At 60.6% G+C, this 17,821-nt stretch carries 21 protein-coding genes; 20 read left to right on the top strand and 1 reads right to left on the bottom strand.

Annotation, left to right across the window (positions count from 1 at the left end; translation table 11 throughout):
• The first annotated feature begins 1 nt into the window (after window position 1).
• From fliJ to ACR52_RS04390, 14 genes are all read left to right on the top strand, one after another.
• The gene (fliJ, locus tag ACR52_RS04325; RefSeq protein ID WP_048720878.1) at window positions 2–451 is read left to right on the top strand and encodes a flagellar export protein FliJ; all 450 of its coding nucleotides are present in this window, start codon (window positions 2–4) and stop codon (window positions 449–451) included.
• Between the two features lie 94 nt (window positions 452–545).
• Window positions 546–851: an STAS domain-containing protein gene (locus tag ACR52_RS04330; protein WP_048720880.1), complete on the top strand. Its 306-nt coding sequence runs from the start codon at window positions 546–548 to the stop codon at window positions 849–851.
• Window positions 848–2,566 (top strand): fused response regulator/phosphatase, encoded by a 1,719-nt coding sequence (locus ACR52_RS04335; protein ID WP_048720882.1) that lies wholly within the window; start codon window positions 848–850, stop codon window positions 2,564–2,566. The genes ACR52_RS04330 and ACR52_RS04335 overlap by 4 nt, the downstream gene beginning before the upstream one ends.
• 30 nt (window positions 2,567–2,596) lie before the next feature.
• Window positions 2,597–2,944, top strand: coding sequence for an Hpt domain-containing protein (locus tag ACR52_RS04340; RefSeq protein ID WP_048720884.1), 348 nt, complete (start codon window positions 2,597–2,599; stop codon window positions 2,942–2,944).
• Window positions 2,945–3,184: 240 nt separating this feature from the next.
• Window positions 3,185–4,513: a flagellar hook-length control protein FliK gene (locus tag ACR52_RS04345; RefSeq protein WP_048720886.1), complete on the top strand. Its 1,329-nt coding sequence runs from the start codon at window positions 3,185–3,187 to the stop codon at window positions 4,511–4,513.
• 220 nt (window positions 4,514–4,733) lie between these two features.
• Complete coding sequence (fliL, locus tag ACR52_RS04350; RefSeq protein WP_048720888.1) at window positions 4,734–5,240, top strand: flagellar basal body-associated protein FliL; 507 nt, start codon at window positions 4,734–4,736, stop codon at window positions 5,238–5,240.
• A 9-nt stretch (window positions 5,241–5,249) separates the two neighbouring features.
• On the top strand, window positions 5,250–6,218 hold the full coding sequence (fliM, locus tag ACR52_RS04355) for a flagellar motor switch protein FliM (protein ID WP_048720891.1): 969 nt from the start codon (window positions 5,250–5,252) through the stop codon (window positions 6,216–6,218).
• 60 nt (window positions 6,219–6,278) lie between these two features.
• Window positions 6,279–6,746: a flagellar motor switch protein FliN gene (gene fliN / locus ACR52_RS04360; protein ID WP_048720892.1), complete on the top strand. Its 468-nt coding sequence runs from the start codon at window positions 6,279–6,281 to the stop codon at window positions 6,744–6,746.
• A gap of 1 nt (window position 6,747) precedes the next feature.
• Window positions 6,748–7,188: a flagellar biosynthetic protein FliO gene (gene fliO / locus ACR52_RS04365; protein WP_048720895.1), complete on the top strand. Its 441-nt coding sequence runs from the start codon at window positions 6,748–6,750 to the stop codon at window positions 7,186–7,188.
• Window positions 7,188–7,931: a flagellar type III secretion system pore protein FliP gene (gene fliP, locus ACR52_RS04370; RefSeq protein WP_048720897.1), complete on the top strand. Its 744-nt coding sequence runs from the start codon at window positions 7,188–7,190 to the stop codon at window positions 7,929–7,931. The genes fliO and fliP overlap by 1 nt, the downstream gene beginning before the upstream one ends.
• A gap of 18 nt (window positions 7,932–7,949) precedes the next feature.
• Window positions 7,950–8,219 carry a flagellar biosynthesis protein FliQ gene (gene fliQ, locus ACR52_RS04375; protein ID WP_003175300.1) on the top strand — a complete coding sequence of 90 codons (270 nt, stop codon included), beginning with the start codon at window positions 7,950–7,952 and terminating at the stop codon, window positions 8,217–8,219.
• Window positions 8,220–8,223: 4 nt separating this feature from the next.
• Window positions 8,224–9,009 (top strand): flagellar biosynthetic protein FliR, encoded by a 786-nt coding sequence (gene fliR, locus ACR52_RS04380; protein ID WP_048720900.1) that lies wholly within the window; start codon window positions 8,224–8,226, stop codon window positions 9,007–9,009.
• 3 nt (window positions 9,010–9,012) lie between these two features.
• Entirely contained in the window at window positions 9,013–10,149 is a 1,137-nt protein-coding gene (flhB, locus tag ACR52_RS04385; protein ID WP_048720902.1) for a flagellar biosynthesis protein FlhB, read from the top strand.
• Window positions 10,150–10,485: 336 nt separating this feature from the next.
• The gene (locus tag ACR52_RS04390) at window positions 10,486–10,689 is read left to right on the top strand and encodes a cold-shock protein (RefSeq protein WP_048720904.1); all 204 of its coding nucleotides are present in this window, start codon (window positions 10,486–10,488) and stop codon (window positions 10,687–10,689) included.
• A 144-nt stretch (window positions 10,690–10,833) separates the two neighbouring features.
• Here the strand turns inward: ACR52_RS04390 and ACR52_RS31660 are convergent, their stop codons facing one another.
• A complete protein-coding gene (locus tag ACR52_RS31660; RefSeq protein ID WP_082143104.1) occupies window positions 10,834–11,022 on the bottom strand; it encodes a DUF6124 family protein in 189 nt (62 codons plus the stop codon).
• A 323-nt stretch (window positions 11,023–11,345) separates the two neighbouring features.
• Here ACR52_RS31660 and flhA point away from each other — a divergent pair, with 323 nt between their 5' ends.
• The 6 genes from flhA (at window position 11,346) to ACR52_RS04420 (ending at window position 17,819) form a co-directional block, all read left to right on the top strand.
• Window positions 11,346–13,460, top strand: a complete 2,115-nt coding sequence (gene flhA / locus ACR52_RS04395) for a flagellar biosynthesis protein FlhA (protein WP_408003331.1) — start codon at window positions 11,346–11,348, stop codon at window positions 13,458–13,460.
• An 11-nt stretch (window positions 13,461–13,471) separates the two neighbouring features.
• A complete protein-coding gene (gene flhF, locus ACR52_RS04400) occupies window positions 13,472–14,791 on the top strand; it encodes a flagellar biosynthesis protein FlhF (protein ID WP_048720906.1) in 1,320 nt (439 codons plus the stop codon).
• 105 nt (window positions 14,792–14,896) lie between these two features.
• Entirely contained in the window at window positions 14,897–15,730 is an 834-nt protein-coding gene (gene fleN / locus ACR52_RS04405) for a flagellar synthesis regulator FleN (RefSeq protein WP_003192912.1), read from the top strand.
• Window positions 15,727–16,467 carry an RNA polymerase sigma factor FliA gene (gene fliA / locus ACR52_RS04410; RefSeq protein WP_048720912.1) on the top strand — a complete coding sequence of 247 codons (741 nt, stop codon included), beginning with the start codon at window positions 15,727–15,729 and terminating at the stop codon, window positions 16,465–16,467. The genes fleN and fliA overlap by 4 nt, the downstream gene beginning before the upstream one ends.
• Window positions 16,468–16,637: 170 nt before the next feature.
• Entirely contained in the window at window positions 16,638–17,012 is a 375-nt protein-coding gene (locus ACR52_RS04415) for a chemotaxis response regulator CheY (protein ID WP_005790040.1), read from the top strand.
• A gap of 18 nt (window positions 17,013–17,030) precedes the next feature.
• Window positions 17,031–17,819 carry a protein phosphatase CheZ gene (locus tag ACR52_RS04420; protein WP_048720917.1) on the top strand — a complete coding sequence of 263 codons (789 nt, stop codon included), beginning with the start codon at window positions 17,031–17,033 and terminating at the stop codon, window positions 17,817–17,819.
• Window positions 17,820–17,821: the final 2 nt, after the last annotated feature.

A 17,821-nucleotide genomic window follows, 5' to 3' on the forward strand; every position in this document is an offset into this window, starting at 1 on the left:
CATGGCCAGCACGCGTTCCTCGCGCCTGGCGCCGGTGGTGGACATGGCCGAAAAGGCCGAAAAAACCGCCGTTCAGCGCCTGGGTTACTTCCAGGGTCAGGTGCGCCTGGCGGAGAGCAAGCTGGGCGACCTGGAGCGCTTTCGCGGCGAGTACCAGCAGCAGTGGATCGAGCGCGGCACCAAGGGCGTGTCGGGCCAGTGGCTGATGGGCTATCAGGGCTTTCTCAACCAGCTTGAGACGGCCGTCGGCCAACAGCGCCAGAGCCTGGCCTGGCACCAGAACAACCTCGATAAAGCCCGTGAGAGCTGGCAGGCAGCCTATGCCCGGGTTGAAGGGCTGCGCAAACTGGTGCAGCGCTATATCGATGAAGCGCGCGCGATTGAGGACAAGCGCGAGCAAAAGCTCCTCGACGAACTCTCCCAGCGCCTCCCGCGCCAGGATGTTTATTGATCCCCCTCGCTCCTACAGTTGTCACGCGATGTTGCCCGGATCCCATTCACCTGCTACACCTTGTCTGTATTGCCAATGACAAGGAAGCAGTCTCATGTCAATTGAGTCAGAAGTATCCCTGGACGGGACGACGTTGACGATCGCCATCAAGGGCCGGTTCGATTTCGGCAGCCACCAGGATTTTCGTAATTCCTACGAGCGTTTCTATAAGGTGCCGGATACCTACATCGTCAACTTGAAAGAAACCACGTATATGGACAGCTCCGCCCTCGGCATGCTCTTGCTGCTGCGCGATCACGCAGGGGGTGATGAGGCGGAAGTCAGGGTGATCAACAGCAGCTCCGACGTGCGCAAGATCCTCGCCATTTCCAACTTCGACAAACTGTTCGACATCAATTGAGCGTCCTGGCCCCGGTACTCGAACCGCTGACCATCCTGATTGCCGAAGACAGCGCCGCCGACCTGTTGTTGCTGTCGACGATCATCCGGCGCCAGGGCCACCAGGTGCTCACCGCCAGCAACGGCGAGGAAGCGGTCGAGGTGTTTACCCGCGAGCGCCCGCAACTGGTGTTGATGGACGCGTTGATGCCGGTGATGGACGGCTTTGAAGCGGTGCGCCGCATCAAGCAGCTTGCGGGGGAGGCACTGGTGCCGATCATCTTCCTTACCTCGCTGCGTGAAAGCGAAGCCCTGGCCCAGTGCCTGGATGCCGGCGGCGATGATTTTTTGCCCAAGCCCTACAACCCATTGATCCTCGCGGCCAAGATTAATGCGATGGACCGCCTGCGCCGCCTGCAAGCCACGGTCTTGCAGCAGCGAGACTTGATCGCCAGGCACCATGACTACCTGTTGCATGAGCAGCGCGTGGCCAAGGCGGTGTTCGACAAGGTCGCGCATTCCGGTTGTATCAACGCGGCGCCGAACATTCGCTACCTGCAATCGCCCTATGCGCTGTTCAACGGCGACTTGCTGCTGGCGGCGTACACGCCCTCGGGTGACATGCATGTGCTGCTCGGCGACTTCACCGGCCATGGCTTGCCGGCGGCGGTGGGCGCCATGCCGCTGGCGGAAGTGTTCTACGGCATGACCGCCAAGGGCTACGGCCTGACGCAGATCCTGCGGGAGATGAACGCCAAGCTCAAACGCATCCTGCCAGTGGACATGTTCTGCTGCGCCACGCTGTTGTGCCTGAGTGCCCAGCGGCGCGTGGTGGAGGTGTGGAACGGTGGGATGCCTGAAGGTTATGTGCATGAAATTACCACTGGCAAGCGCACGCCCTTGATGTCGCGGCATTTGCCTTTGGGGGTGCTGTTGGCAGAGGCGTTTGATGATCGCACCGAAGTCTGGCCCATGGCGGTGGGCGACCGGGTGTTTTTGCTGTCCGATGGCGTGCTGGACACCGCCGATGCCAATGAACAATTGTTCGGCGCCGGGCGCTTGCGGCAGGTGTTCGCCGCCAATCGTGAGCCTGATCACTTGTTTGAAGAGATCGAACTGGCCCTGGCGGCGTTTCGCGGCGAGGTACGGGATGACGTCAGCATGGTGGAGATCACCCTGCAGCCTGGTCAGTCGTTGCGTGCGACCGGGCAGTTGTATGCCGATAGCGGCCAGTCGAGCCCACTGGATTGGTCGGTGAGTTTTGAATTTCGCGCCGAAACCCTCAAGCGCTACAACCCGTTGCCGTACCTGCTGCAACTGCTGCTGGAGATCCACGGCCTGCGCGAGCAGAGCGGGGCGCTTTACAGCGTGATGGCCGAGTTGTACTCCAATGCGCTGGAGCATGGCGTGCTGGGCCTGGACTCACGGCTTAAGCGTGATGCCCAAGGGTTTGCCGAGTACTACCGCCTGCGCAATGACCGCCTGGCGCGGTTAAACAGCGGTTACGTGCGGGTACATGTGCAGGTGGTGCCGACCGAGGTGGGCGGCAAGATGACCTTGCGCATCGAAGACAGCGGCGCCGGGTTTGATGTGGAGCAGGTGCTGGCACGGCCGCTGGATATCGACCGTTTGTCTGGCCGGGGCTTGAGCCTGGTGCGCCAGTTGAGCAGCGATGTACGCTGGTCTGATGGCGGTCGCAGTGTCTGCGTAGAGTTTTCCTGGGAGGCTCTGGCATAATCCGCCGATTCTTGATCAAGGAGCGAACAAGTGGCTGAGATTCATCTGGACCCAAAGGTGCTGTCGGGTTTGCAGGAAGTCATGGAAGGTGAGTACCCCAAGTTGCTCGATACCTTTCTTGATGATTCCCAGAAGCGCGTCGAGGCGTTGCGCACAGCGCGCGACGATGCGAAGGCGTTGGGGCTGATTGCGCACAGCTTTAAGGGCAGTAGCGGGAACCTTGGGGCGGTGCGGTTGGCAGAGCTTTGCCGGCAGCTGGAAGACCGGTCGGCCAAACCTGTGCCGGTGGACCTGGGGGAGCTTGTGGACAAAATCGACCAGGAGTTCGCTCGCGTCAGGCCTTTGTATGAGCATGAACGCCAGCGTTTTCAGCTCTGACTGGCTACATGGCAGCGTTATTGATCGTTCCCACGTTCCGTGGGAACGCCGCCCCGGACTCTTCGCGTCCTGATGTCGGCGCAGTTTTCAAGCCCTGCGCAAGGTGACGCGGAGCGTCACCGGATGCATTCCCACGCAGAGCGTAAGAAACATCAGCGTTGGATTTGCCAACCTGGCCCGACTCTTGCTCTACCTCCAGATACTGCATCCCCGATCCCAATGCAGTGGAGACCTTTACCTATGCCAGTCGCCACCAATTCGCTTCTTCAGGCTGCCCCCGCGGCCAAGCCTCAAGCGCCCGCCGCCAATCCACCGGCAGTGGCTGCGGCCCCGCGGGATAAGGGCGCTGGCTTCGCTCAAGTGTTCGCCAACCAGGCTAAACCGACGGTCAAGGCTGACGATAATTTGCCCAAGACCGCGCGAGACAAGTCTTCCGACAACAGCGCCAAGCCGGTTGCCAGTGACGACAAGCCTGCCGCCAGCAAGCCGGCGGTTGCCGATAGCGGCAATCCCTTGCCTGCCGCCCCGTCGGCCAAGTCCGACGACAGCGCCAGCAGTGACGACGACAAACCCACCGACCCGTCCCTGGCGCAGCAGCCCCCGGTAGACCCGGTTGTCGACCCGGCGTTGGTTGCCACGGTCACGCCGGTTGCCGTGCCGGTGGAAACGCCGGTTTCCGTTGCCGCCGCCCAGGACGACACGCCCCAACTCGCGCCTGTCGCCGTGACGGATGAAGTCAAACAGCCGGCCTTCGACCCGCAAGCTGATCCGCTTGACGCGATGCCCGCCGTGCGCCTGGCGATGGAGCAGGGTGGTCACGTCTCTGCCAGCAGCCAGACCCCACAGAAAGCTGCCCCGACGACTCAGGATCAGCCGACCGCCGCACAGAACTTCGCCGCTGGCCTGGCTAACATGGTCGACCAGCAAGCGACCAAGGACAGCACCGACCAGGGCGGTGACAAAGCCTTCAGCGGGTTGATCGAAGATGGCCTCAAGGACTTGAAGAACGCCAGCAGCGACACCCGTGTCGATGACTTCGCCAACCGGCTGGCTGCGCTGACCCAGGCCGCCACACCGAAAACCGCGAACGCCTTGCCGCCGGTAGCCAATGCGCCGTTGGCCATGCACCAGAGCGGCTGGACCGAAGAGGTGGTCAACCGCGTGATGTACCTGTCCAGCGCCAACCTCAAGTCGGCGGAGATCCAGTTGCAGCCGGCTGAGCTGGGGCGCCTGGATATCAAGGTCAACATGACGGCCGACCAGCAGGCTCAGGTCACGTTCATGAGCGGCCACGCCGTGGTGCGTGAAGCGCTGGAAAGCCAGTCCGGTCGATTGCGCGAAATGTTCGCCCAGCAAGGCATGGGGCAAGTGGACGTCAATGTGTCCGACCAGTCCCGTGGCTGGCAGGGGCAAGGTCAGGAACAACAGCAGAACCAGGCCCGTGGCGTGAGTGGCCGCGGTGGGCGTGGTGACAGCGACGACGCAGGCGATCATGCCGAGGTGGCTGCTGCAGTCGCGCCAGTGACTACAAGTGTGATCGGCTCCAGCGCCGTCGATTATTACGCCTGACCCAACGCCAGCGCCGGTCCAAATGTGGGAGGGGGCTTGCTCCCGATGAAGGGTCAGCCGCCACATGTATCAACTGACCCACCCTCATCGGGATCAAGCCCCCTCCCACATTTGATTTGCGGTGCCTCCCTGTTCCTCGGTTACCAGACAACTCTGGCATAACACTTGCTCTTGCCTTTCCGTAGAACTATGAATCCCCGAATAGTGACGGATTATTGGCATGGCGAAGAGCGACGACGCAGCAAAAGCACCCGCACCCGCAGGCAAGGGCAAGCTCAAGCTTATCCTGTTGATAGTCGTGGGCTTGCTCCTGGCCATTGGCGCCTCTGTGGGCGGCACCTGGTACATCATGCACAGCAGTGCAAGTAAACCGGCACCCGCTGCCGAAACCGCCACTAACGTCAAGCAACCGGCAATCTTCGAACCGATGCTTCCGGCCTTTGTCGCCAACTTCAACCAGAACGGCCGTCAACGCTACCTACAGGTGAGCATGACGTTGTTGGCGCGCAACCAGGCGGACCTGGATGCCCTCAAGGTGCATATGCCGGTGATCCGCAATAACCTGGTGATGCTGTTCTCCGCACAAAGCTTCGACACCCTGGCCAGCCCGGTCGGCCAGGAAATGCTGCGCCAGAAGGTCACTGCCAGCGTGCAGGAAGTGTCCCAGAAGGAGCTCGGCAAAGTGGTAATCGAGCAAGTGCTCTTTACTAATTTCGTATTGCAGTAGGATCACGACATGGCCGTGCAAGACCTGCTGTCCCAGGATGAAATCGATGCGCTGTTGCATGGCGTGGACGATGGGCTGGTACAGACTGAACTGGCTGCCGAGCCCGGCAGCGTCAAAAGTTATGACCTGACCAGCCAGGACCGCATCGTCCGTGGGCGCATGCCGACGCTGGAAATGATCAACGAACGTTTCGCCCGTTACACCCGGATCAGCATGTTCAACATGCTGCGCCGCTCGGCGGACGTGGCGGTGGGCGGCGTGCAGGTGATGAAGTTTGGCGAATACGTGCACTCGCTGTACGTGCCCACCAGCCTCAACCTGGTCAAGATCAAGCCGTTGCGCGGCACCGCGCTGTTCATCCTCGACGCCAAACTGGTGTTCAAGCTGGTGGACAACTTCTTTGGCGGCGACGGCCGTCACGCCAAGATCGAAGGCCGTGAATTCACCCCCACCGAGTTGCGGGTGGTGCGCATGGTGCTGGAGCAGGCCTTCATCGACTTGAAGGAAGCCTGGCAGGCGATCATGGAAGTCAATTTCGAGTACATCAACTCGGAAGTGAACCCGGCCATGGCTAACATCGTCGGTCCCAGCGAGGCCATTGTGGTGTCCACGTTCCACATCGAACTCGATGGCGGTGGCGGCGACCTGCACGTGACCATGCCGTACTCGATGATTGAGCCTGTGCGCGAAATGCTCGACGCCGGTTTCCAGTCCGACCTCGACGACCAGGACGAGCGCTGGGTCAAGGCCCTGCGCGAAGACTTGCTCGACGTGGACGTACCGCTGAGCGCCACTGTGGCCCGTCGACAGCTGCGCCTGCGCGATATTTTGCACATGCAGCCCGGGGACGTGATTCCTGTCGAGTTGCCGGAAGAACTGATCATGCGCGCCAGCGGCGTACCGTCGTTCAAGGTCAAGCTTGGTTCGCACAAGGGCAAACTGGCGCTGCAAGTGGTGGAGTCGATCAACCGGCGCTGAGTCACCCGTATCGATGCACCCCTATTTATTTATGAATTTTTGCTCCGCCGAGGACATGTAATGGCTACCGAACACGAGAACACTTCCGCCGAAGACCAGGCACTGGCTGACGAATGGGCCGCGGCCCTGGAAGAAACCGGCGATGTTGGCCAGGACGATATCGACGCGCTGCTGGCCGCCGACGCCGCCACCGCACCGGCCAGTAACCGCATGCCCCTGGAAGAATTCGGCAGCGTGCCGAAGAACAACGACCCGGTGACCCTCGACGGGCCGAACCTGGACGTGATTCTCGACATCCCGGTGTCGATTTCCATGGAAGTCGGCAGCACCGACATCAACATCCGCAACCTGCTGCAGCTCAACCAGGGCTCGGTGATCGAACTGGATCGCCTGGCCGGTGAGCCGTTGGACGTACTGGTCAACGGCACGCTGATCGCCCATGGCGAGGTAGTGGTGGTCAACGAGAAGTTCGGCATCCGCCTGACCGACGTGATCAGCCCGAGCGAACGCATCAAGAAGTTGCGCTGATATGAAGTATTCGATGGCGGGACTGTTACTGGCGCTGCCATTGAGCGCCCTGGCGGCTGAGCCGGTCGCGCAAGCGGCGGCTGCGGCGCCCGTCGTCAGCAGCGGCATCGGCGGGCAACTGACCCAACTGGTATTGGGCCTGTTGCTGGTTGTGGGGTTGATCTTCGTGCTGGCCTGGCTGATGCGCCGCGTACAGCGCATCGGGCCGGGCAACGCCCAGGTGATCGAGATGATCGGCTCGCGCGCCCTCGGCCCGCGTGATCGGCTGGTGCTGGTGCAAGTGGGTGAGGAACAGATCCTGCTGGGCATCACCCCCGGCCGCATCACTCCGCTGCACGTGCTCAAGCACCCCGTGGACGCGGCCCAGACCCAGGCCGCCACGCCAGAATTCGCTCAGCGCCTGATGGAGTTGCTGGGCAAGGATCAGAAGGATAAGAAGTAATGCGCGTTTTATTGACGCTCATGCTGTTGCTGGCCGCGCCGCTGGCGTTAGGTGCCGACCCGTTGTCGATCCCGGCGATTACTTTGGGCACCAACGCGGCCGGCGCCCAGGAGTATTCGGTCAGCCTGCAGATCCTGCTGATCATGACCGCGCTGAGCTTCATCCCGGCGTTTGTCATGCTGATGACCAGCTTCACGCGCATCATCATCGTGTTCTCGATCTTGCGTCAGGCCCTGGGCCTGCAGCAGACGCCGTCGAACCAGATCCTCACCGGCATGGCGCTGTTTTTGACGCTGTTCATCATGGCGCCGGTGTTCGACAAGGTGAACCAGCAGGCCCTGCAACCCTATCTGGCCGAGACCATCACGGCGCAGGTCGCGATCGACAGGGCCCAGGGCCCGATCAAGGACTTCATGCTGTCGCAAACCCGCTCCAGCGACCTTGAGCTGTTCATGCGGCTTTCCAAGCGTACCGACATAGCCTCGCCGGATCAGGCGCCGCTGACCATCCTGGTGCCGGCGTTTGTCACCTCGGAATTGAAGACCGCGTTCCAGATTGGCTTCATGATCTTTATCCCGTTCCTGATCATCGACCTGGTGGTGGCGAGCGTGTTGATGGCCATGGGTATGATGATGCTGTCGCCGCTGATCATCTCGTTGCCGTTCAAGATCATGCTGTTTGTGCTGGTGGACGGCTGGGCGCTGATTATCGGCACGTTGGCCAGCAGTTTCGGCGGAGTATGATGTGTTAGGTGTAGCGATATGACTCCAGAAGTAGCAGTTGACCTGTTCCGTGAAGCGCTGTGGCTGACCACCATGATGGTTGCTGTGCTGGTGGTGCCGAGCCTGTTGGTGGGCCTGCTGGTGGCAATGTTCCAGGCCGCGACCCAGATCAACGAACAGACCTTGAGCTTCCTGCCGCGCCTGCTGGTAATGCTGGTCACGCTGATCGTCGCCGGCCCGTGGCTGGTGCAAACCTTCATGGAATACATCCTGCAGCTGTACGGCAGTATTCCGCAGTTGATCGGCTGACCGCATGCAATCCCTGCTGGCGTTGACCGACACCCAGATCAGTACCTGGGTGGCCTCGTTCATCTTGCCGCTGTTCCGGGTGACGGCGGTGTTGATGAGCATGCCGGTGTTCGGGACTACCCTGGTGCCACGCCGTGTGCGTCTGTATTTTGCGGTGGCAATTACCGTGGTCCTCGTACCGGGCTTGCCGCCGATGCCGCCGGTCAACGCGCTCGACCTCAGTGCCTTGATGCTGATCGCCGAGCAGATCCTGATCGGCGCGCTGCTGGGCTTCTCCCTGCAACTGTTCTTCCAGGCCTTCGTGATCGCCGGCCAGATCATCTCGATCCAGATGGGCATGGGCTTCGCTTCCATGGTTGACCCCACCAACGGCGTGTCGGCGGCGGTGATCGGGCAGTTCCTGACGATGCTGGTGACCTTGCTGTTCCTGGCCATGAACGGTCATCTGGTGGTGTTTGAGGTGCTGACCGAGAGCTTCACCACGTTGCCGGTGGGCTCGGGGCTGGTGGTCAACCATTTCTGGGAAGTGGTGGGGCGCCTCAGTTGGGTGTTGGGCGCCTCCCTGTTACTGGTATTGCCGGCGATCACCGCGCTGCTGGTGGTCAACATCGCGTTTGGCGTGATGACCCGAGCGGCGCCGCAACTGAACATCTTCTCGATTGGCTTCCCGCTGACCCTGGTATTGGGCATGGGGATTTTCTGGATCGGCCTGGCCGACATTCTCAATCAGTATCAACCGCTGGCGACCGACGCCTTGCAGTTCTTGCGTGACTTGGCACGGGCGCGCTGAGCCATGGCCGAGAGCGAGAGTGGTCAGGACAAAACAGAAGACCCCACGGAGAAACGCAAAAAAGACTCCCGGGAAAAGGGCGAGATTGCCCGCTCCAAAGAACTCAACACCTTTGCGACGATGATGGCTGGCGCCGGCGCCTTGCTGATCTACGGCGGTGGCTTGGCGCTGGACCTGATGGAGATGATGAAGCACAACTTCAGCTTGCCCCGTGAGGTTCTGCTCAGCCCCGGTGCCATGGGCCAGTACCTGCTGCATTCCGGGAAGATCGCGATTCTGGCGGTGCAGCCGATCCTGATTACCTTGTTGCTGGCCGCGCTGATTGGCCCGGTTGCCCTGGGTGGCTGGTTGTTTGCCGCCGGCAGCATGGCACCTAAGTTCAGCCGCATGAACCCTGGCGCCGGGCTCAAGCGCATGTTTTCCGCCAAGGCCCTGGTGGAACTGCTCAAGGCCCTGGCCAAGTTCATCCTCATTCTGTTTGTGGCGCTGGTGGTGCTGTCGTCCGACATTGACGACCTGCAGCGCATCGCCCACGAACCGCTGGAGTCGGCGATCATCCACAGCGTGCAAGTGGTGGGCTGGAGCTCGCTGTGGATGGCGCTCGGGCTGATCCTGATCGCCGCCGTGGATGCGCCGATCCAGCTGTGGGAAAGCCACAAGAAACTGCTGATGACCAAGCAGGAAGTGCGCGACGAGCACAAGGACCAGGAAGGTCGTCCCGAGGTCAAACAGCGCATTCGCCAACTGCAGCGCGAGATGTCCCAGCGCAAGATGATGAGCTCGGTGCCCGACGCCGACGTGGTCATCACCAACCCGACCCACTACGCCGTGGCGCTCAAGTACGACCCGGAGAAAGGCGGCGCGCCGATGCTGCTGGCCAAGGGCAGCGACTTTACCGCCCTGAAAATCCGCGAAATCGCCGTGGCCAACGACATCCTGCTGCTGGAGTCGCCGGAACTGGCGCGGTCGATCTTCTACTCCACCGACCTCGATCAGGAAATCCCTGCGGGGCTGTACCTGGCCGTGGCGCAGGTGTTGGCGTATGTCTATCAAATCCGCCAATACCGTGCAGGCAAGGGCAAGCGGCCTGATCCGCTCAAAGACCTGCCGATTCCGCCGGATTTGCGCCGCGATTCCTGATCACAGGTTGCCGCATTTCCTGTGATAACCGGGCTTTTTGTGGTGACCTGGCGTGTTGTGGCGAGCGGGCTTGCCCCGCGTTGGGCTGCGCAGCAGCCCCCAAACCTGCCCCCCGGCTCTAACTGGAAAACCCATCAACCCAATGGGGCCGCTTCGCGCCCCAACGCGGGACAAGCCCGCTCGCCACAACAAGCCTGCTCGCCACAATTGCTCCGTCATCCATCCCTACCACTCGTCGGTAATCCCCGTCTACCTGTCAACTTTGACAGTAGCGGCTGCCCCGACTTCAAGGTTTGATAACGCTGCGCTTTCTTAATCAGCAGTTGGAGTCGGGCAATGGCGACGGGCAAGGTCAAATGGTTCAATGCGGAAAAGGGCTTTGGATTCATCACTCAGGACGACGGTAAGCCAGATCTGTTTGTGCACTTTTCAGCAATTGAAAGTGATGGCTACAAGACCCTGGTGGAAGGTCAATCCGTGGAGTTTGAAGTCGTGGAGGCACCCAAGGGGCAGCAGGCCGCAAAGGTACGGCTACGTTGATTGATCGTTCCCACGCTCTGCGTGGGAATGCAGCCTGTGACGCTCCGCGTCACTCTCGCGCAACGTTCAAGCCATGCGCGTATGGCGGGACGCAGAGCGTCCCAAGAGGCATTCCCACGCAGAGCGTGGGAACGAGGCGTTATCTCACGGGCTTGCCTGCCCTGAGACAGTGAATACCCGATCAGCCAGCAACCGTGTCAGTTCGATCAACTGCGCAACGCCCAGCAATGCCTCTCGTGGTGAACCTTCCAGATTAAAGGCCAGGTCGCAGCTCAGCGCATTCGCCGCGACGCCCGACCGCTGAGTGTGCAGCGGTGTACGGAGACTAGAGATCGGGTTTCCTGGCGGCACCCGCAAATACGTGTCGGAAATTTCTTTGTCTCTACCAGTGAACACTTGTGGCGAGGGAGCTTGCTCCCGTTGGGCGCGCAGCGCCCCCCAGTTCCTGTGTATGCGGTTTTTCAGGTAAATCGCGTCGCCTGGGTTTGGGGCTGCCGCGCAGCGCAGCGGGAGCAAACTCCTTTGCCACAGGTGGGAACGATCAAGGTGAGAAAGCAAAGTTGGAAGGCTTCTTGCAATACCGCCTCCAGGACGCCTCCCGGCGTCAAAAGTTTGCTTCAAGGAAACGAGGAATACCGGTGGTGGATCGCTCTCATATGCTCAGCACGGCCCGTGGCACCCTGACTGACCTCTCGCGGGGTAATCTGGGTGTGCCATTGTTGTTGCTGGTAATGCTGGCAATGATGATGTTGCCCATGCCGCCGTTCTTGCTGGACGTGTTCTTCACCTTCAACATTGCCTTGTCCATCGTCGTGCTGCTGGTGTGCGTCTACGCCCTGCGGCCGCTTGATTTCGCGGTGTTCCCGACGATTCTGCTGGTGGCGACGCTGCTGCGGCTGGCGCTCAACGTGGCGTCGACCCGGGTGGTGATGCTCCACGGCCAGGACGGCCATGCCGCCGCCGGTAAGGTGATCCAGGCCTTCGGTGAGGTGGTGATCGGCGGTAACTACGTGGTCGGTATCGTGGTGTTTTCGATCCTGATGATCATTAACTTCGTGGTGGTGACCAAAGGCGCCGGGCGGATTTCCGAGGTGAGCGCGCGCTTTACCCTCGACGCCATGCCCGGCAAACAAATGGCCATCGACGCCGACCTCAACGCTGGCCTGATCGACCAGAACCAGGCCAAATCCCGCCGCCTGGAAGTGGCCCAGGAAGCTGAGTTCTACGGCTCGATGGACGGTGCCAGCAAATTCGTGCGTGGTGACGCTATTGCCGGCCTGCTGATTCTGTTTATCAACCTGATCGGCGGTATGGCGGTCGGTATCTTCCAGCACGGCATGACCTTTGGCGATGCTGGCCGGGTTTACGCCTTGCTGACCATCGGTGACGGTTTAGTGGCGCAATTGCCATCACTGTTGTTATCCACAGCTGCCGCGATCATGGTGACCCGTGCGTCGGGCTCCGAAGACATGGGCAAGCAGATCAACCGGCAGATGTTTGCCTCGCCCAAGGCCCTGGCCGTGGCGGCGGGCATCATGGCGGTGATGGGCATCGTGCCAGGCATGCCCCATGTGTCGTTCTTGAGCATGGCGGCCATGGCGGGCGGTGGTGCCTACCTGTTTTGGAAGAAGCAAAACCAGGTCAAGGTGATTGCCCAGCAGGAAGTCGCCCGTCAGCAGGAATTGCTGCCATCCCCGGCCCGCAGCCAGGAAACCAAGGAGCTTGGCTGGGACGACGTGACGCCCATCGACATGATCGGCCTGGAAGTCGGCTATCGCCTGATTCCGCTGGTCGACCGCAACCAGGGCGGTCAATTGCTCGCGCGGATCAAGGGTGTGCGCAAGAAGCTGTCCCAGGACCTGGGCTTCCTGATGCCCACTGTGCACATTCGTGACAACCTCGACCTGGCCCCCAGCGCCTACCGCCTTACCCTGATGGGCGTAATCCTCGCCGAAGCCGAGATCTACCCGGACCGCGAGTTGGCGATCAACCCTGGCCAAGTGTTCGGCACCCTCAATGGCATAACCGCCAAAGATCCGGCTTTTGGGTTGGATGCGGTCTGGATCGAAGTCAGCCAGCGCAGCCAGGCACAGTCACTGGGATACACCGTGGTAGACGCCAGCACCGTGGTCGCTACCCACCTCAATCAGATTCTGTACAAGCACTCCCACGAGCTGCTCGGCCACGAAGAAGTCCAGCAATTGATGGGGTTGTTGGCCAAGGCCTCGCCAAAACTCGCCGAAGAGCTGGTGCCGGGCGTGCTGTCGTTGTCGCAACTGCTCAAAGTGCTGCAGGCGCTGCTGGCCGAACAGGTGCCGGTGCGCGATATTCGCAGTATTGCCGAGGCCATCGCCAACAATGCCGCCAAGAGTCAAGATACTGCCGCGCTGGTGGCGGCGGTGCGTGTCGGATTGTCGCGCGCAATCGTGCAAAGCATTGTAGGGCTTGACTCCGAGCTGCCTGTGATCACCTTGGAACCAAGGTTGGAACAAATATTGCTCAATAGTATTCAGAAGGCAGGACAAGGCCAGGAAGAGGGCGTTCTGCTGGAGCCAAGCATGGCTGAAAAACTGCAGCGTTCGTTGATCGACGCCGCACAGCGCCAGGAGATGCAGGGCCAACCGGTGATTCTGCTGGTGGCAGGCCCCGTCCGGGCGATGTTGTCGCGGTTTGGGCGTCTGGCAGTACCGAATTTGCACGTTTTGGCTTACCAGGAAATTCCTGACAATAAGCAAGTGACTATCGTCGCGACAGTAGGGCCCAACGGCTGAGGTAGTGGGTTATGCAAGTAAAGCGTTTTTTCGCCGCCGATATGCGTCAGGCCATGAAACTGGTTCGTGATGAGCTGGGTGCCGACGCTGCAATTATCGGTAACCGCCGTATTGCCGGCGGTGTCGAGCTGACGGCTGCCCTGGATTACACCCCCTCGGCGCTGGCCCCGCGCGTGCCGAACATGGAACTCGAAGACGAGCTGCGCAAGACCGCCTCGCGCATCGTCTCGGCCCAGGCTGAGCTGAGCATGCGTGGCGACAGCGATGCCACCACTAATCGGCAGTTGTTCGCCGGCTTGCCGCTGACCGCTGCCGAGCCCCTGGTAGAACCGACTTTCATCGAACCGCCGCGTCCTGCAGCGCCAGCCCCGGCGGCCGCAGTCGACCAGCGCGTGTTCGATTCGATGCGCTTTGAGCTTAATGGCCTGCGCGAATTGCTCGAAGTGCAGCTTGGGTCGCTTGCGTGGACGCAGCTGCAAGGCAGTAAACCGCAACAGGCCAACCTGTGGCGTCGCCTGCAACGCATCGGCCTGTCCGGCCCGTTGTCCCGCGACCTGCTGGCGCTGACCACCGAAATCGAAGAGCCTCGCCAGGCCTGGCGCATGTTGCTGGCGCACCTGGCGCGGATGATCGCCACCCCGGAAATCGAACCCCTGGAAGAGGGCGGTGTGATCGCCATGGTCGGCCCTGCCGGCATGGGCAAGACCACCACCCTGGCCAAGCTGGCCGCGCGCTATGTGCTCAAGTACGGCGCGCAGAATATCGCGCTGGTGAGCATGGACAGCTACCGCATTGGCGCTCAGGAACAGCTCAAGACCCTGGGCCGCATTCTCAATGTGTCGGTCACCCACGTTGACCCGGGCCAGTCCCTGGCCAACGCCCTCGACCCGCTGCTGCGCAAGCGCGTGGTGCTGATCGATACCGCCGGCCTGCAAGCCAGCGACCCGGCATTGCGCATGCAACTGGAAAGCCTGGCCGGGCGTGGCATCAAGTCGAAAAACTACCTGGTGCTTGCAACCACCAGCCAGAAACAGGTTCTTACCGCTGCGTACCACAGTTACAAGCGCTGCGGCCTGGCCGGTTGCATCCTCACCAAGCTCGACGAAACGGCGAGCCTGGGCGAGGTGTTGAGCCTGGCCATCAGTCATGAGTTACCGGTCGCCTACCTGACCGACGGGCCGCGTATCCCGGATGATTTGCATCTGCCGCGCCGTCATCAGTTGGTCAGCCGTGCAGTCAGCGTGCAAATGCAAGAAGAGCCTAGCGAGGAAGCGATGGCTGACATGTTCGCTGACCTCTACCACAACCCGGCAAAAAAACGGGTGGGTTGAGTCAGTCTGAACACCGTGAAATGTACCTACATCGATGGTCTGCAAGCGATTCACGCGGCCAAGCCATGTAGCCTGCGTCTAAGCAAGACAAGGTAAAGAAATAAAATGGGCAGCATGCATCCCGTACAGGTGATCGCGGTGACCGGCGGCAAAGGTGGCGTCGGGAAAACTAACGTGTCAGTGAATCTATCCCTGGCCCTGGCAGAGCTTGGCCGTCGCGTCATGCTGCTGGATGCTGACCTGGGGCTGGCGAACGTCGACGTTCTGCTCGGGCTGACACCCAAACATACCCTCGCCGACGTGATCGAGGGCCGTTGCGAGCTGCGCGATGTGCTGCTGCAGGGCCCAGGTGGCATTCGTATCGTGCCGGCCGCCTCGGGTACCCAGAGCATGGTGCACCTGAGCCCGGCGCAGCATGCCGGCCTGATCCAGGCGTTCAGCGATATCGGCGACAACCTCGACGTGCTGGTGATCGACACCGCCGCGGGGATCGGCGAGTCCGTGGTCAGCTTCGTGCGCGCCGCGCAGGAAGTCCTGCTGGTGGTCTGCGATGAACCCACCTCGATCACCGACGCCTACGCCCTGATCAAACTGCTTAACCGTGACTACGGCATGAACCGCTTCCGCGTGCTGGCCAACATGGCCCAGAGCCCGCAGGAAGGCCGCAACCTGTTCGCCAAGTTGACCAAGGTCACGGATCGCTTCCTCGATGTCGCCTTACAATACGTCGGCGCAGTTCCCTATGACGAGTGCGTACGCAAGGCTGTGCAAAAGCAGCGTGCAGTCTACGAAGCGTTCCCTCGTTCCAAGTGCGCATTGGCGTTCAAGGCTATTGCTCAGAAGGTCGATACCTGGCCATTGCCCGCCAACCCTCGGGGGCATCTGGAGTTTTTCGTCGAGCGATTAGTGCATCAGACGAGCGCAGGACCGGTGCTATGACAGCCAGCGGCTACAACCTTTACAAGAATTCGGCACGTGACAAGCAAGGTGATTTGATCGAGCGCTACGCGCCTCTGGTCAAGCGCATCGCCTATCACCTGCTGGCACGCCTGCCGGCCAGTGTTCAGGTCGAAGACTTGATCCAGGCCGGCATGATCGGCCTGCTCGAAGTGTCGACCAAATACGACGCGAGCAAGGGTGCGAGTTTCGAGACGTATGCGGGGATCCGTATCCGTGGTGCGATGCTCGATGAAGTGCGTAAAGGGGATTGGGCGCCGCGTTCGGTACACCGCAATACGCGAATGGTCAGTGACGCAATTCGCGCAATTGAAGCAAAAACCGGTCGCGACGCTAAAGATCACGAAGTTGCGGCCGAACTCCAATTGAGTCTCGACGATTATTACGGGATTTTGAACGATACCTTGGGCAGCCGCCTGTTCAGTTTCGACGACCTTTTACAGGACGGCGAACACGAAGGGCTGCACGAGGACGGCGCGAGTGCTCATCTCGAGCCGTCGCGTGACCTGGAAGACGAACGTTTCCAGGGCGCGTTGGCGGACGCGATTGCCAATTTGCCGGAGCGTGAGCGACTGGTGTTGGCGCTGTACTACGACGAAGAGCTGAACCTCAAGGAAATCGGTGAGGTCCTGGGGGTCAGCGAATCACGTGTCAGCCAGCTACACAGCCAGTGCGCGGCTCGTTTGCGGGGGCGATTGGGAGAGTGGCGCGCGCGCTGACAGGCAGTGTGGGGACACTGCAGCGCAATTGGGCGAGAGGTGAAAGCCTTTCGCTGGTTCGTTCGGTAGTGCCCCTGGCAGTCCTTTTTGTGTAACGCCTGTTGATTGAAATGGCGCGTCCAGGTGCTGGGCGCGTTTAAGACTGCTTGGAGGTCGAATTGGACAAGAACATGAAAATCCTCATCGTTGATGACTTCTCAACGATGCGGCGGATCATAAAAAACCTGTTGCGTGACCTTGGGTTCACAAACACGGTCGAGGCGGATGACGGCATTACGGCGATTCCGATCCTCAACAGCGGGAGCATCGACTTTCTGGTAACCGACTGGAACATGCCGGGCATGACCGGTATCGACTTACTGCGCCACGTGCGCGCCGACGAGAAACTGCGCAGCCTTCCCGTGCTGATGGTGACCGCCGAAGCCAAGCGTGAACAGATCATCGAAGCCGCCCAAGCCGGGGTCAACGGTTACGTGGTCAAGCCATTCACTGCACTGGCCTTGAAAGAGAAGATCGAAAAAATCTTCGAACGCATCGGTCATTGATGCTGCCACGGGGGAGCTATGGAGCATAACGAAACGTCGCAGGGAGACTTTGAGTCGACCCTGAAAAAACATGCTCACCAGTTGGTCGAATGCCTTGAGAAAGGCCAGTTCGGCGATGCGGTGCAGTTGATCCATGAGCTTAACCAGACCCGTGACCGCGGCCTGTACCAGGAAGTGGGCAAGCTCACACGCGAGCTGCACAGTGCGATCGTCAATTTCCAGATTGACCCGCACATGCCCCAGGCCGAAGAAATTTCACAAATCACCGACGCCACTGAACGCCTGTCCTACGTGGTCAGGCTGACTGAGGCTGCGGCCAACCGCACCATGGACCTGGTCGAAAGCGCCACGCCCCTGGTCAACGGCATGGCCAATGAAGCCCAGGCCCTCAGCGTTGACTGGGGCCGCTTCATGCGCCGGGAAGTGGGGGCTGAGGAGTTTCGTGAATTGGCCCGTCGGGTGGAAGGTTTCCTGTCGCGCAGCGAACAGGAAAACCGCATGGTTTCCAGCAACCTCAACGACATTCTGCTCGCCCAGGATTACCAGGACCTCACCGGTCAGGTGATCAAGCGTGTGACCCAATTGGTCACCGAAGTGGAAAGCAACTTGCTCAAATTGGTGCTTATGGCAGGCCAGGTTGATCGTTTTGCCGGCATCGAACATGACCGCGAAGCGATCCTCTCGGAAAAAGATCCACAAAAACATCTCGCCAAGGGTGAAGGTCCGCAGATTCATGCCGATAAACGTGAAGACGTTATGTCAGGTCAGGATGACGTAGATGACCTGTTATCCAGTTTAGGCTTCTAAGG

The organism is Pseudomonas fildesensis (assembly GCF_001050345.1).
GTDB classification, from domain to species: domain Bacteria; phylum Pseudomonadota; class Gammaproteobacteria; order Pseudomonadales; family Pseudomonadaceae; genus Aquipseudomonas; species Aquipseudomonas fildesensis.